The following is a 13,580-nucleotide window of genomic DNA, read 5'->3' on the forward strand; positions in this document are numbered from 1 at the left end:
AGATCCGGTGTCGGCAGCTCGTTCGCTGCGTCCCCGGCCGCCCCGCGGGCACCTTTTGAGATTGCGCCACCTGTCCGCATACGGTTTCCGATGGCTGTCGGAAGCGAACGTTGCGCAGCCGCTGACGGGCCGGCCAAGTCTTCTTCGTTCACCGAATTCCTTTGCTGAGTGACGCTACTCACACAACTATATTGAAGATCTTCACCATGTCAACGATTCTGCCGCGCCGAGTATCCGCCGGAGCGGGACTCGGGAGACACTGGTGCTCCCGCTCGCGTTACTGACCGGGCCCTGGCGTGGGAGCTGCGGTCTGCGGGCCGGAACCGGCGCCGCCCGCCGGTGAGCCACCGGCACCTGTACCGCCGTTGCGGCGTCCCTGGCCAGTCGTTGCGTTGCCGCTTCCTGTGCCGGAACCGGTTCCCGCACCGGGGCCCTGGAAGTTGCCGAACCTGGCGGCGCGGTTCCCGGTGTCTATCTGTTTCTGCACCGCGGAACCGGCAAATGCTCCGGCCGCGACCAGCGCCACGCACGCCAGGATCCTGGTCGAGCGTCCCATGACGAATCTGGGCTTCGGCACAAACGGCTCGTGGTCCGCCGGCGGCAATACCGGGACGCCGCCCCCTTCATCCGGGTTCCCGTCCTCAGGCTCCGTGAGCTCGAGGCCGTTCCCGACGCCGTCGGACGGCGCCCCGTCGCGGTACCAGCCAGCCGAAGCCTCAGGCGCCGTCTCGGGCAGCACCTGGGTGAGTGCCGGGTCGGTGGCCACGGACTCCGTGGCGGGCGACGCCGCGCCGTCGACGTCGCTTCGGCGGCGGGTCATGGAGGTGTTGGCTGGGAGGAAACTCTTCACGGGACGTCCTATTCGTAACGAAGTGCATCGATGGGCCGCAGCTTCGCGGCTTTGTTGGCGGGATAGACGCCGAAGACCAGGCCGATGACGGCCGACACTGCAAGGGAGACCCACACGGTCCACGGCTGGACTTCAGGCTGGACGCCAAGAACGGGGAAGGCACTCCCGACAAAGCCGATGACGATGCCGGCCACCCCGCCGATGACGGAAATGACCAGGGACTCAATCAGGAACTGGGCCACGATGCTCCCCCGCGAGGCACCGATCGCCTTGCGGATGCCGATCTCCCGGGTGCGCTCGGTGACGGTGACCAGCATGATGTTCATGACGCCGATCCCGCCGACAAGAAGGCTGATCGCCGCGACGGCGCCGAGCAGAATTGTCAGTGTCTGCGTCGTGTTGGTGGCCGTGGTGAGGATCTGGGCCTGGTTCCGGATCTGGTAGTCCCGGTTGGTGGCATCCACGTGATGCCGGGCATCCAGGATCATCTGCAGTTCGTTTTGGGCCTGGTTCATCACCTCGGCCGATTTCGCCTGGGCGGTAATCGACGCCAGCGTCGGGGCGTAACCGGTGAACTTGTTTTGCGCGGCGGACAGCGGAACGACGACGACGTCGTCGGGGTCGTTCAGCCCGGACGAGCCCTTGATGCTCAACACGCCGGCGACGGTGAAGTTCTGGCCGTTGAGCTGGATCGTCTGCCCGACGCCGGATGCCGGGTTGTTCCCGAAGAGATCGGTTGCGACTGTGTTGCCGATGACCGCGACGGGGTTTGCCGCCTGCTCGTCGGCGTCCGTGAACAGCGCTCCCGATGCCACGGCACTGTTGCTGATATCGAAATACGACGCCGTGGTCCCCAGGAAGCTGGCCACAGCATGGGTGGCACCACTGTACGTTCCGGTCACGTTTTGCGCCTGGACGATCGGCGCCGTCCGGGCAACGTCCGGGGCCAGCACCGGGTCCGTCAGGGCCTGCTGGTCCTCGAGGGTGAGGTTGGTGCTGCGGGTCCGGCTCGCCCCGACCTGGCCGCCGGCAGCGGCGCGTCCCCCGACCGACGTCGAGCGGTTGACCGTCAGCACGTTGGTTCCAAGCTTGCCGATCTGGGCTTTGATGGCGTTGGACGTTCCCGCGCCCACCGCGAGCAGGACAATGACGGCGGCGATGCCGATCAGGATTCCCAGCGTGGTCAGTACGGAGCGCATCTTGTTGGCGGCAACCCCTGAGAGGGCGAACCGGGCGGATTCCAGGAGGTTCATGGCGCCACAGCCAGGATCCGGTCGCCGGACGGCTGCTGACGGTCGTCGGAAACAATCCGGCCATCCTGCATGCGCACCACGCGCCCCGCCCGTTCGGCGACGTCCATCTCGTGCGTGATCATGACGATAGTCCGCCCTGTTGCGTGCAACCGTTCGAAGAGATCGAGGATGTCCGACGACGAACGCGAGTCCAGGGCACCGGTCGGTTCATCGGCCAGCAACAGGACCGGGTTGGTCACCAGGGCCCGGGCGATCGCCACGCGCTGCTGCTGGCCGCCCGATAGCTGCGAGGGCTTGTGGCCCGCCCGGCTGGAGAGCCCGACGGTATCGAGCATCTCGAGGGCACGCGCGCGCCGCTCGTGCCGGCCCACCCTGGCGTAGGCGAGAGGCATGGCGACGTTGTCGACAGCCTTGGTGCGGGAGATCAGGTTGAAGTTCTGGAAGACGAAGCCGATCTTGCGGTTCCGGATCTGTGCCTGCTGGTATTCGTCCAGCTCGACGGTATTGATTCCGTCGAGCAAGTAGCTGCCGGTCGTCGGGGCGTCCAGGCAGCCGATGATGTTCATCATGGTCGATTTGCCGGAGCCGGAGGCCCCGATGATGGCCACAAAGTCGCCGCGCTCGATCGTGATGTCCACGCCATCGAGCGCCCGGACCTCCGCTTCGCCCTTGCCATAAACCTTGCTGACTCCGGAGAGGTCGATCACCGCCGCCATGCTCTACTGGCCGCCGTTCCGGGTGCCGCCGCCGCGCGTGCCGCCGCCGCCGAATCCGCCCCCGCCAAGACCGCCGCCTGGAGTGGTGGCGGCGCCGGTGTCAAGGGTGCTGGAGATGGCCGGAAGTTCAATCTGGTCTCCTTCGGAAAGGCCGGTGAGGATCTGGGTCCTCCCGTTGGCGGCGATTCCGGTCGTGACCTTGGTGGGGGTCGTTACGCCGTTTTTGACCACGTTGACGCTCTGGCGGGCGCCGGTGGTTGTGACCGCCAGCGTTGGAACCACGAGGGCGTTGTCCGCCGTGGCAGTAGTGACGGAGATATTGGCGCTCTGGCCCAGTCGCAGGGTCGCCGGCGGGTTCCCTATCGACACCGTGACGGGGTACGTCACGACGCCGTTGGTGGTGCTTGCGGTCTGCGCGATCGATTCGACTTTGCCGGTGACCGTTGCCGCACCGGCATCCTGGTTCAGTGCCGGGAAAGTGAACTGGGCCGTCTGGTCCGGCTTCATGTTCGCGATGTCCGATTCGGAGAAGCCTGCCACCACTTGAAGGTGTCCTGTGTCGCTGATGGTCACGAGGCCGCTGCTGGACCCGGCGGCAGCCGCCGAGCCCGCCGCGGAGGCGGCCCCCGACGCCGCGGAGGCGCCGGCGCCTGCAGCGCCGGAGGCTGCGGAACCCGAGATTGCGGATCCGCTACCGCCGGTCAATGCGCCCACCGTCGCGCTGACCGCGGTGATGGTGCCGGCTACCGGAGAATTCAGGGTGCAGGCGGCGAGGTTGGCCTGCGCAGTCTCGACCGCCAGCTGCGCGCTGGTGACATTGGCGCCTCCGGCGGACGCCGCCGCGTTCTGCGCGTTGCCCAGCGCCGTGGATGCCGTGGCGACCTGCTGCTTGTCCTTGAGCTGGGTGGCGGACTGCTGGTTCTGCGCCTGGGTCAGGAGCTGCTGGTCCTTGGCGAGCTGGTTCTGTGCGGCCGCCACCGGGTCCACCCAGTTGGCAGGTTTCGGGGCGGGCACGGGCTGGGCCTGCGCAGCGGACAGGGCTGCGTTGTCTGCATCCACCGACTTCTGTGCGGCGGCCACCGCGGCGGCCTGTTGCGAGGCGTCCAGGCCCGCTGACTGCTGCGCGTTGACAAGGCCCTGGTTGGCGGAGGACACCTGTCCTGCGGCGGACACCTGCTGCTGGTTGGCCTGGGCGCTCACCGAATCCAGCTGGGCCTGCGCCGCTTTCAGCGCGTTCTGGGCGTTGGTCGGGTCGATCACCAGAAGCTGCTGGCCGGCCGTCACCTGCTGGCCCAGCGCTGCGCTGACGGAAAGGATGGGGCCCGTGCAGTTCTGGGCGTTGACCACGGTCGTCGTCGCCGGAGATACATTGCCCGACGCAGTCGCAACCGATGCGATGGTGGCCTTGCTCACCGCCACGCTCCGCACCGCGGACGCAGGAGTCGTTGAACCCGCCGCCGTGACGGAAAGGTAAGTCCCCGCGCCCAGCGCCAGAATCACGGCGCCCAGGGCAGAGTTGATGAGCAGAGTTTTTGAGGTCATGCGTGGACCTTAACCGGGGTAGCTGAGCGTAGACCGGGAAAATCGTGGGAGCAACCCCCGCCGGCCCGCGTCCCCTCTTCGGACCCCGGGGTGCGTCGGCGCCTTACTGCGCGCGGCACTCCGCGGCGGTCACGTGGAGCAGTGAGGACCCTTCGCCCTTGGCGATGACGTCGAACCGGACGTCGCCGGTGAACACCCCGGCAGGGCCCTTGTTGCTCGGCTGCTTCGGCCGGATTTCCAAAATATCTCGCTCCGTGTTGGTGACACCGGCACGCGCGGTGTCCACGCCCTCCACCTAGAAGCCCCGGCACGTCCGTGGGAGGCCCTGCCGGTACCTGTATCGACAGGGTCTCCCGCCATCGGGTTTCCCCCTCTTTACTTGAACTGAGGCAACGTGGACCACATTGTAGAACTCATGCCGGACCTCCTTAGGAACAATCCAGCCCGGCACGGTGTTTGACCCAATGGCGGCCCCTCGACGACGTCCCGGCTGGCCGCCACGCCATGGCGGAGCGCCGGGCCCTCAATGCCCTTGTCCGACTTTGAAACTGACCCTCTCCCCAACGACCCTAACTACTCAATCGACCACTACTGGAGAAGAATGCTTACCGTTAACGCTTACGCTGCCCCGTCCGCTACTGAGGATCTGGTCGCGACGACCATCCAGCGCCGCGATGTCGGCCCGTACGATGTCCTGATCGACATCAAGTTCGCCGGCATCTGCCACTCGGACATCCATACGGTCCGCGGCGACTGGGGACCGCAGTCCTATCCCCTCGCCCCCGGCCACGAGATTGCCGGGATCGTCACCGAGGTCGGTTCGGCCGTCACCAAGCATGCTGTCGGTGACCGCGTCGGCGTCGGCTGCATGGTGAACTCCTGCGGCGAGTGCGTCAACTGCCAGGCCGGCGAGGAGCAGTACTGCCTGAAGGGCAACACCGGCACCTACGGCGCAGTCGACCGCGACGGCACCATCACCCAGGGCGGCTACTCCACCCACGTCGTCGTGACCGAAGACTTCGTGGTCCGGATCCCTGAGGGCATCGATCTGGACGTCGCGGCCCCGCTGCTGTGCGCCGGCATCACCACCTACTCGCCGCTGCGCCACTGGAATGCCGGTCCCGGCAAGAAGGTCGCCGTCGTCGGACTGGGCGGACTCGGCCACATGGCCGTCAAGATCGCCCACGCCATGGGCGCGGAGGTTACCGTGCTGTCCCAGTCGCTCAAAAAGCAGGAAGACGGCCTGCGCCTCGGCGCGGACCACTACTACGCCACGAGCGATGAGAACACCTTCACGGACCTCGCCGGCACGTTCGACCTGATCGTGAACACGGTCAGCGCCTCGATCGACATCAGCTCCTACCTGCAACTGCTGACGCTCGACGGCGCTTTGGTCAACGTCGGCGCACCGGCCGAACCGCTCCCCGTGAACGCTTTCGCGCTCATCGCGGGACGCCGCTCCTTCGCCGGTTCGATGATCGGCGGCATCCGTGAAACCCAGGAAATGCTCGACTTCTGCGCCGAACACCACCTCGGTGCCGAGATCGAGGTCATTCCGGCCAGCAAGATCAACGAGGCCTACGAACGTGTCCTCGCCTCGGATGTGCGCTACCGCTTCGTGATCGACACGTCGACCCTGAACTAACCAGGGAGGCACCCGGCCACAGGCCGGGTGCGTCCCAAAGGCCCTGCCGGCTGAACGGCACCCTCGAAAGACGGATTCGACACGGAGAATCTGCGTTCGGGGGTGCCGTTCGGCAGGGCCGCGTGCGGCGGCAGGGCTGCAGACGTGCTAGGTGAGATGTGCGGCAAGCTCCTGGTATGCGGGGTGGAGTTCTTGCCACCGCACCCGCGCATCGCAGCGTTCACGGCCGGAGAGGTAGGCTGCGAGGTCTTCGACATGGATTTGGTCTCCTGCCCCGTAGGCGGCGATCTGCTCGAGGGGCAAGCCACGATCCTCGATGACCAGGATAATGTGGTCCCCGTCGGAGGTGAGCGTCGCCTCGATGACGCCGTCCGGTTCGTCCGGGGATTTGGTCAGTATCAGCAGCCGCTGTGGAGGCTCGCACACTTCCACGCGGCAAGTGCCTTCCCATCCGCTGGCAAAGTAGCGTGCGTGGAAATCACCGCCCTGGCGACGATCGCCTTCTACCTCGCCGAGCCAGCGGGCGAGACGGCGCGGATCGGTGAGGGCTGACCAAAGGCCATCCATATCGGTGTCGAACCGGTCTTCAAGTCGTACGATGCCCTTTCCGTCCGCTGCTCGCAGGGTGCCCAGGGTGCGCGCGCTTCCGGGTGTTTTGTTGATCATCGGGTGCTCCTTCGGTCACGCTCGTATCGATTCAGCCAGTCGTTGATCTTCATTGGCGCGGCGGCACCCGGGCCTTCAGGGCCTCATTGACGGGGGCGAACGCGACCCGATCCAGGACGAGTTCGATCCCGCGGATTTTGTCTTCGTTGATGGTGAGCAGTTCGATGCACCTCACGGCACCGGCAGTCGTATCGGTGATGAAGTCATACACGATGCAGGCGCGGTCCTGCGCGGTGAAGACCTCCTGGATCTCGTTGCGGACCAGCACCGGGAGAAGGCGCTTGAGTGCCGTGGTCCAGCCGGCCTTGTCGAGAGTCGCGCCGGCGAAGGTGGCTACGAGATCCCCGCTGAGCAGGTTTTCAAGGGCGCCTATATTGTGGGAGCCAACGGCCTGGATGTAGGAGCGTGCGGTCCCTTCGACGCTGGAGTCCGGCATGGGAAGTCCTTTCCTGAGCAGCGGCGGGACCCCCTCAGGAGGCCATGGGCAACGCGACAACCCGCGGTTGGATACACAGTTTCCGCGAATCCTAGCGGCTCTGGGGTGGGAGGGGAAGCTCCTGCCCCATCGACCGGAATGAGCAGCGAGGTTGCGCATGAGGATGATGTCCTCGGTCCTCGCGGCCCGGCGGGCGAGTGACACGGCCATGAGCGGCGCGAAGTTGCAGCACCAGCGCCACAGCCGGTCTGCGTCGATTTGATCGGCAGTATCAGCGAGTTGACGGCACCGGCTCCAGACGGCCGCTGGGCTGGTCCCTCCGGTCATGGCCAGGTCGGTGAGGTCCATCGCCGGATCGCCGATGCACGGGCGTGGGTCGATGGCGACAATCCCGCGGCCGCCGCCGGCCCGCAGAATGTTGCCGGCGTGAAGATCACCGTGAAGAAGTGAATTACCGCTACTTGCCATATCCATCGCAGCCGCGCGGCATCGACGCCAGAGTGCATCGTCGATCGGCGAGTCCGGGAGAGCGCGTCGGCGGCGCTCCCACAACTCGAACACGAACTCCACGCGCTCTGCAGCGAGGGGAACATCAGGGAGCGGCGTTTGGCGCGGTGCGTAGAGGTCCTTGATGAGGCCGGAGACCTCGGTGATTCCCCCTGTCTGAGCGGTCAGCCCAGTGGTGCCGGGTAGCCACTCGAGCAAGATCGCGCTGCGGGCAGCGTCCGCGTCCACCAGGTCGACGACCCTGGGAGCGGCCGCCCAGTACGTCAGCGCGGCCGACTCCTGCTCCGTGATTGCACGGTCGGGTGAGAGCTTGAGGGCGTACCGCGTTTCATCCGCACTCGACACGCACTCCACAACGGCGCCCGTTCCACCCGCGCGGACAGTGCGGGCGTCCAGTCCCCATTTCTGGCAGAGTTCTGCCACGATCGCTCCGAAACCGTCGATCCAGTCCGCGGCCGCGGGGCCGAACCGGTCGAGAAGCCGGTCGCGGGCAGCAATGGGCATCGCAACCTGTCTCATGTAGCGATGCTAGGCGTTGTGGTGCCACCCATGCGAACATGTCCCCGTCGGATCCCTTGCCGGGACACTGGCCGCCTAGTGGCACACTGGGTCTGCACGCGCTGTGGAAGGAGACCTGGTTGACACCTCTTGCGGATACGGATGTGCCGGCCTGGTGGGAGCAACTCGGCCTGCCGGGACTGATCGACATTCACACGCATTTCCTGCCCGACCGCATGATGCGGCGGGTGTGGGCGCACTTTGACGACGCCGGTCCGCTGATCGGGCGCCCCTGGCCGATCACCTACCGCTGGAACCAGGACCGCAGGTTGGCGCACGTGCGCAGGCTCGGCATCCGCCGGTTCACCGCATTGACATACGCCCACCGGTCGGGCATGGCGGCGGACCTCACAGACTTCGCCCTGGATCTGGCAGCCGCTGAGGCGGACTGTGTTCCAAGCGCGACCTTCTACCCCGAGGACGGTGTCGTGGACCAGGTCCGGTCGGCCCTCGCACGCGGCGCGCGGGTCTTCAAGGTCCACGCCCAGGTGGGCGGGTTTGACCTCCGCGAGCCCGCACTGGACCCTGTCTGGGGGTTGCTGACCGACGCTAAGGTCCCGGTGGTCGTGCACGTGGGCAGCGGCCCCGTTCCCCGGGCAGGTTTCACCGGACCCGACAAGCTTGAGGGCGTCCTTCGCCGGCACCCCGGGCTGACCGCCGTCGTCGCCCATCTCGGTGCGCCCGAATACGCCGAGTTCCTCAGCCTTGCAGAGGCGTACCCGCGGGTCCATCTGGACACCACCATGGCTTTCACGGACTTCTTCGAGGCAGGTGACCCGTTCCCTTCAGACCTCCTGCCGCGGCTGGCAGACCTGCAGGAGAAGGTCGTACTGGGGAGCGACTTCCCCAACATCCCCTACCCTTACGCCCACCAGCTGGAGGCCCTGGAACGCCTGCGGGACAAAGAACCCCGGCTCGACGATGACTGGCTGCGTGCTGTCTGTTGGGACAACGGGCACAGGCTGGTCGGAGACTAGGGCCCATCCGGGCTCGGGCGCGGGCTCGGGCGCGGGCTCGGGCGCGGGCCCGATAGAGTTGAGGACTGCGGCCCGCAGGGCAGATACCGGCTTCCGTCCGAAAGGTCTTTGTGCGTTGAGCAACCACCCCGTCCTGGCCCGCAGGTTGAACACTTTCGATGCGGTCGTCATCGGCCTCGGCTCCATGGTCGGCGCGGGGGTCTTCGCCGCGTTCACCCCCGCCGCCCAGGCCGCCGGGTCCGGACTGCTCGTCGGCCTGCTGGTGGCCGCTGCCGTCGCGTTCTGCAACGCCACGGCCTCGGCCCAGCTCGCCGCCCAATACCCGACGTCCGGGGGCACCTACGTATACGGACGCGAGCGGCTCGGGCCGTGGCCCGGCTTCCTGGCCGGGTGGGGTTTCGTCATCGGCAAGACGGCCAGCAGCGCAGCCATGGCCCTGACCTTTGCCGCCTACGCAGCGCCTCCCGGCTGGGAGCGTCCGGTCGCGATCGCCGCCGTAATCCTGTTGGCCGCAGTCAACTACCGGGGCGTCACGCGCACCGCCACCCTGACCCGGGTCATAGTCGTCGCTGTCCTGGCGGCCCTGGCCATCGCCGTCGCAGCCTGCTGGGGCCCCGGCGCCGCCGACCCCCTGCGAATGGTCGACGGCGGACTGCTCTCCCACGGGTGGTACGGGATCCTCCAGTCCGCCGGGCTGCTTTTCTTCGCCTTCGCCGGCTACGCGCGCATCGCCACCATGGGCGAAGAGGTCATCAATCCCCGCAAGACCATTCCGCGGGCCATCGTAATCGCGCTGGGCATTGCCATCGCTGTCTACGCCGTCATTGCCGTGAGCATCCTCGCCGTCCTGGGCCCGGTCGGCGTCGCAGGGACTCGGGCTCCGCTGGCGGCCGCGGTATCCGCCGGTCCGTGGGAGTGGGCTGCGCCCATCGTCCGGGGCGGCGCCGCTCTTGCCTCACTGGGAGCGCTCCTGGCGCTGATCGCGGGATTGGGCCGGACCAGCCTGGCGATGGCTCGGGAGGCTGATCTGCCCCGCTGGTTGGCCGCCGTCCATCCGCGCTTCAAAGTCCCCCACCGGGCCGAGGTGGTCCTGGCCGCGGTGGTCTGCCTTATAATCAGCGTGGCCGATCTCCGGGGCGCCATCGGCTTCTCTTCCTTCGGCGTGCTGATCTACTACCTCGTCGCCAACCTTGCCGCGTTCACCCAGACGGGGGAACACCGCCGCTACCCGAAAGCGCTGCAAATCGCCGGCGCGGCGGCCTGCGTGGTCCTGGTGGCCACCTTGCCGGCGGGGTCCGTGATCGCGGGCCTGGCCATGTTCGCCGCCGGCGTCCTGTACCGGGGCGTGCGCCTGCGCCTGCCGGGAACACAGAAGCCCTGACCTTCGGGACAGCGAAGCCTTCCCTCGCATGGGCACGGCCAGGTGAAGCCCAGGCAGCAGGGCCCCAGGCGGTGTCAACGGAGCGCGTTGACAGGCCGTTTTGCGGCGAAGGCCTCAACGCAGGAGGTCGGCAATGGCGGCTATTCCGCTTCTGATCGACTCCTCGCGGAGGTCGCCGAAGCCGAGCACGATCCCCGGCGGCCCGCCGAGTCGACCCGACCGGTAACGGGCCAGGCCCTGCAGACCGACGGACCGCTCCGCGGCTGCCGCCACGACCGCGTCCTCGTCCGTGCCCGGCGGGAGCCCGGCCACGGCGTGGAAACCAGCGGCCAGCCCGGTCAGCGAAGTTCCGGGTGCGTGAACGGCCAGGGCTTCGACCAATGCGGCCCGCCGGCCGGCGTAGACGCCGCGCATGCGCCGCAGATGGCGGTCGAACCTGCCGGATGCCATCAGGCGGGAGAGAACCAGCTGGTCGAAGCCGGGCGACCCGCGGTCGGCCCGGTATTTTTCCCGTGCTATTTCCGCGACCAGACCCCCGGGAGCGATAACCCAGCCGAGCCGCAGGGCAGGTGCCAGTGACTTGCTCACCGAGCCGATGCTGACCACCCGGTCCGCAGCCAGCCCCTGGAGCGAACCGACGGGCTTCTTGTCATACCGGAACTCGGAATCGTAGTCGTCCTCGATGACGATCCCTTCGCAGTCCATCCCCCATTTCAGCAGTGCCTGCCGTCGTGAGGGCGCCAGGACAACACCGGTCGGGGTCTGGTGCGCGGGGGTGACGATCACGGCTGTGGCGCCGGTGGCGATGAGGGCATCGACCACCAGCCCCTCCGCGTCAACCGGCACGAACACCGGGCGCAGGCCGGCACGCCTGACCAGCTCCGCCATCTCCAAATGGCCAGGGTCTTCGACGGCGACGCACCGCACGCCGCGCTGCGCCAGAACGGCGAGCGTCAGGCTCAGGCCCTGCGTGAACCCGCTGCAGATCACGACGTTGGCTGCTCCGGCGACGCCGCCCCGCACGCGCCGGACGTACGACGCAACGACCTCGCGGAGCTGGACGAGCCCTCGCGGGTCGGCATAGCCCGCGTCGGCGGCCGACGCCGACCGGGCCACTTCGCCGCAGGCCCACATCCAGTCGCGCATCGGGAAACTGCGGAGGTCGGGCCTGCCCGGGGCAAAATCGATCGCCATGGCGGCTGCCGGCGGCGTCGTTCCAGCTTCGACGACACCCGGTCGCGGGGTAAGCGCGACGCGGGTCGCCGACCCTCCGCGGGCCAGAAGGTAGCCTTCGGCTTCCAGCTGCTCATAGCTTGCCTGGACGAGGCCCCGGGAGACGCCCAACTCCTCGGACATGCTCCGGGTTGAGGGCAGCCGCTCGCCGGGGCTGAGGCGCCCTGACCGGATTGCGGCCCGCAGCGCCTCCTGCAGCTGGACTCCGAGCGTCCCCCGCTTGCTGCGGTCAAGTCCCAACAGGAACGACGGCGATGAACCGGACCAGTCAACTGCCATGGAATCGGACCTTACACGTGGGCCACCCTGCGGCCTAGCCTTTCAGCAACGGAAAGTGGAAAGGACCCCAAAAATGAAGCCAGTTGCAGTGCCCGACGTCGCCCGCCAGGCGGCGCCCATACCCGGCCTGGAAGATCTTTACGCCGCTGTCAGGGCGGACACGCGTTCCCCGGGCGACTGGCAGTGCGTCGCCGAAACGGTCGCCGCGGCGGTGAGACCAATTCTTCCTTCCGCCAGGGAGGTATTGCTGGCCGTCCCCGCCGCTGCACAGCACGGCGCCGATCGCGGGCAGGTACTGCATGTGGAGCCGGACGGCTCCTTCTCCGTGGTCGCCCTGGTCACAAGCCCGGGTTACGCGACGAGCATCCACGATCACACGTCCTGGTGCGTGGTGGGCGTAGTGGCGGGACAGGAGCGTGAGGAGAGATTTCGCCTGGTCGGGGCGGGCGGGGTCCTCGAACTGACGGGAACCCGGACGGACGAGGCCGGCGCGGTTGCCGGGTTCGCCCCGCCGGGTGACATCCATCGCGTGACCAATTCGGGAGCCGGGCTGGGCATATCGCTCCACATTTACGGCACGGACATCAACCGCATCGGCAACAGCATCCGGCGCACCTACGATCTCCCCCTTTCTCCACGCCAGGTGACCGCGTCGCGCCACTTCCCCACAGCTATCGCCCGGCATTCCTTGGAGGCATCCCCGTGATGACAACGATTTCCGCTGACGGCACCGAGGTGCGCGCTCTTGAGTCGGGCCAGGGACCGGCCATCCTGGTCGTCCATCCGGGCATGGATGACGGCAGTTCCTGGCAGAAGGTTGCCGCCGCCCTCGCGGGACAGTTCCGGGTCCTGACTGTGCTGCGCCGCCAGTACCGGCTGGACATCACGACAGGTGCCCCGGCGTCGATCGCCGAGGAGGTCGCCGACATCAAGGCCCTGGCCGAAACGGTGGGGGAACCCATGCTCATTGTGGGGCACTCGTCCGGGGCGGTGGTTGCGCTCGAAGCGCTGGCGGCGCTTCCGTCGTCGTTCATTGGAGGCGTCCTGTACGAGCCCCCGCTGAGGACCGATGGCCCTGTCGGCGGGGTCGCCCTGCTCAGCGCCCAGGCTGCCATCGCCGCCGGCAAACCCGGGAAGGCCATGCAGATTTTCACCCGCGACATGGTCGGGCTCCCGGCCTGGCAGGCCGGACTCATCCGCATGTTTGTCGGCGCCAGCCCCAGGATGCGCAGCCTCGCGCCACGGCAAATGGACGACAACGCCGCCTTGGAACAGCTCGGCCTGCGGCTTGACCTGTACAAGGAAATCCAGTCGCCCGTCCTCCTGGTCGGCGGTGACAAGAGTCCCGCCCACCTGGGCCGACGGCTGGACGTCCTGGCCCGGACCCTGCCCCGCACCGAGCGGCGGGTGCTGCGCGGGCAGGGGCACTCCGCCAATCTCAGGGCACCCGACGAGCTTGCCCGCGCCATCGCAGAGTTCCACGCAGCGACAGTGCGGACGAGCCCCGGGAGCGGCAGTTCTTAGCCGGAGGTTCACG

At 67.6% G+C, this 13,580-nt stretch carries 13 protein-coding genes; 5 read left to right on the forward strand and 8 right to left on the reverse strand.

Annotated features, from left to right (window positions below; all coding sequences use genetic code 11):
- Positions 1-277: 277 nt before the first annotated feature.
- From AC1DES_RS13370 to AC1DES_RS13390, 5 genes are all read right to left on the reverse strand, one after another.
- Positions 278-850 (reverse strand): hypothetical protein, encoded by a 573-nt coding sequence (locus AC1DES_RS13370; protein WP_476896189.1) that lies wholly within the window; start codon positions 848-850, stop codon positions 278-280.
- Positions 851-858: 8 nt separating this feature from the next.
- Positions 859-2,103 (reverse strand): ABC transporter permease, encoded by a 1,245-nt coding sequence (locus AC1DES_RS13375; protein WP_476896190.1) that lies wholly within the window; start codon positions 2,101-2,103, stop codon positions 859-861.
- A complete protein-coding gene (locus AC1DES_RS13380; RefSeq protein WP_476896191.1) occupies positions 2,100-2,819 on the reverse strand; it encodes an ABC transporter ATP-binding protein in 720 nt (239 codons plus the stop codon). Before AC1DES_RS13380 ends, AC1DES_RS13375 begins: the two co-directional genes overlap by 4 nt.
- 3 nt (positions 2,820-2,822) lie before the next feature.
- Positions 2,823-4,361 (reverse strand): efflux RND transporter periplasmic adaptor subunit, encoded by a 1,539-nt coding sequence (locus tag AC1DES_RS13385; RefSeq protein ID WP_476896192.1) that lies wholly within the window; start codon positions 4,359-4,361, stop codon positions 2,823-2,825.
- Between the two features lie 103 nt (positions 4,362-4,464).
- A complete protein-coding gene (locus AC1DES_RS13390; protein WP_476896193.1) occupies positions 4,465-4,647 on the reverse strand; it encodes a hypothetical protein in 183 nt (60 codons plus the stop codon).
- A gap of 315 nt (positions 4,648-4,962) precedes the next feature.
- Here AC1DES_RS13390 and AC1DES_RS13395 point away from each other — a divergent pair, with 315 nt between their 5' ends.
- Complete coding sequence (locus AC1DES_RS13395; RefSeq protein ID WP_476896194.1) at positions 4,963-6,006, forward strand: NAD(P)-dependent alcohol dehydrogenase; 1,044 nt, start codon at positions 4,963-4,965, stop codon at positions 6,004-6,006.
- A 147-nt stretch (positions 6,007-6,153) separates the two neighbouring features.
- Here the strand turns inward: AC1DES_RS13395 and AC1DES_RS13400 are convergent, their stop codons facing one another.
- Both AC1DES_RS13400 and AC1DES_RS13405 read right to left on the reverse strand, forming a co-directional pair.
- The gene (locus AC1DES_RS13400) at positions 6,154-6,672 is read right to left on the reverse strand and encodes an SRPBCC domain-containing protein (RefSeq protein ID WP_476896195.1); all 519 of its coding nucleotides are present in this window, start codon (positions 6,670-6,672) and stop codon (positions 6,154-6,156) included.
- 49 nt (positions 6,673-6,721) lie between these two features.
- On the reverse strand, positions 6,722-8,134 hold the full coding sequence (locus AC1DES_RS13405; RefSeq protein WP_476896196.1) for an aminoglycoside phosphotransferase family protein: 1,413 nt from the start codon (positions 8,132-8,134) through the stop codon (positions 6,722-6,724).
- Positions 8,135-8,253: 119 nt separating this feature from the next.
- Between AC1DES_RS13405 and AC1DES_RS13410 the strand changes: the two genes are divergently transcribed.
- Both AC1DES_RS13410 and AC1DES_RS13415 read left to right on the forward strand, forming a co-directional pair.
- Positions 8,254-9,150 carry an amidohydrolase family protein gene (locus AC1DES_RS13410; protein WP_476896197.1) on the forward strand — a complete coding sequence of 299 codons (897 nt, stop codon included), beginning with the start codon at positions 8,254-8,256 and terminating at the stop codon, positions 9,148-9,150.
- A 115-nt stretch (positions 9,151-9,265) separates the two neighbouring features.
- Positions 9,266-10,531 (forward strand): APC family permease, encoded by a 1,266-nt coding sequence (locus AC1DES_RS13415; protein WP_476896198.1) that lies wholly within the window; start codon positions 9,266-9,268, stop codon positions 10,529-10,531.
- 114 nt (positions 10,532-10,645) lie between these two features.
- Here the strand turns inward: AC1DES_RS13415 and pdxR are convergent, their stop codons facing one another.
- Positions 10,646-12,043 (reverse strand): MocR-like pyridoxine biosynthesis transcription factor PdxR, encoded by a 1,398-nt coding sequence (gene pdxR, locus AC1DES_RS13420; RefSeq protein ID WP_476896199.1) that lies wholly within the window; start codon positions 12,041-12,043, stop codon positions 10,646-10,648.
- A 73-nt stretch (positions 12,044-12,116) separates the two neighbouring features.
- Here pdxR and AC1DES_RS13425 point away from each other — a divergent pair, with 73 nt between their 5' ends.
- Positions 12,117-12,749, forward strand: coding sequence for a cysteine dioxygenase family protein (locus tag AC1DES_RS13425; protein WP_476896200.1), 633 nt, complete (start codon positions 12,117-12,119; stop codon positions 12,747-12,749).
- Positions 12,749-13,567 (forward strand): alpha/beta fold hydrolase, encoded by an 819-nt coding sequence (locus AC1DES_RS13430; RefSeq protein WP_476896232.1) that lies wholly within the window; start codon positions 12,749-12,751, stop codon positions 13,565-13,567. The genes AC1DES_RS13425 and AC1DES_RS13430 overlap by 1 nt, the downstream gene beginning before the upstream one ends.
- Positions 13,568-13,580 lie beyond the last annotated feature (13 nt).

It is taken from the genome of Arthrobacter sp. 05T442 (assembly GCF_056395945.1).

Excerpts from the sequence above, each read along its gene's own strand:
- AC1DES_RS13375 (WP_476896190.1), bottom strand. The coding sequence starts at position 2,103 with ATGAACCTCCTGGAATCCGCCCGGTTCGCCCTCTCAGGGGTTGCCGCC.
- AC1DES_RS13380 (WP_476896191.1), bottom strand. The coding sequence starts at position 2,819 with ATGGCGGCGGTGATCGACCTCTCCGGAGTCAGCAAGGTTTATGGCAAG.
- AC1DES_RS13385 (WP_476896192.1), bottom strand. The coding sequence starts at position 4,361 with ATGACCTCAAAAACTCTGCTCATCAACTCTGCCCTGGGCGCCGTGATT.
- AC1DES_RS13395 (WP_476896194.1), top strand. The coding sequence starts at position 4,963 with ATGCTTACCGTTAACGCTTACGCTGCCCCGTCCGCTACTGAGGATCTG.
- AC1DES_RS13400 (WP_476896195.1), bottom strand. The coding sequence starts at position 6,672 with ATGATCAACAAAACACCCGGAAGCGCGCGCACCCTGGGCACCCTGCGA.
- AC1DES_RS13405 (WP_476896196.1), bottom strand. The coding sequence starts at position 8,134 with ATGAGACAGGTTGCGATGCCCATTGCTGCCCGCGACCGGCTTCTCGAC.
- pdxR (WP_476896199.1), bottom strand. The coding sequence starts at position 12,043 with ATGGCAGTTGACTGGTCCGGTTCATCGCCGTCGTTCCTGTTGGGACTT.
- AC1DES_RS13425 (WP_476896200.1), top strand. The coding sequence starts at position 12,117 with ATGAAGCCAGTTGCAGTGCCCGACGTCGCCCGCCAGGCGGCGCCCATA.
- AC1DES_RS13430 (WP_476896232.1), top strand. The coding sequence starts at position 12,749 with ATGACAACGATTTCCGCTGACGGCACCGAGGTGCGCGCTCTTGAGTCG.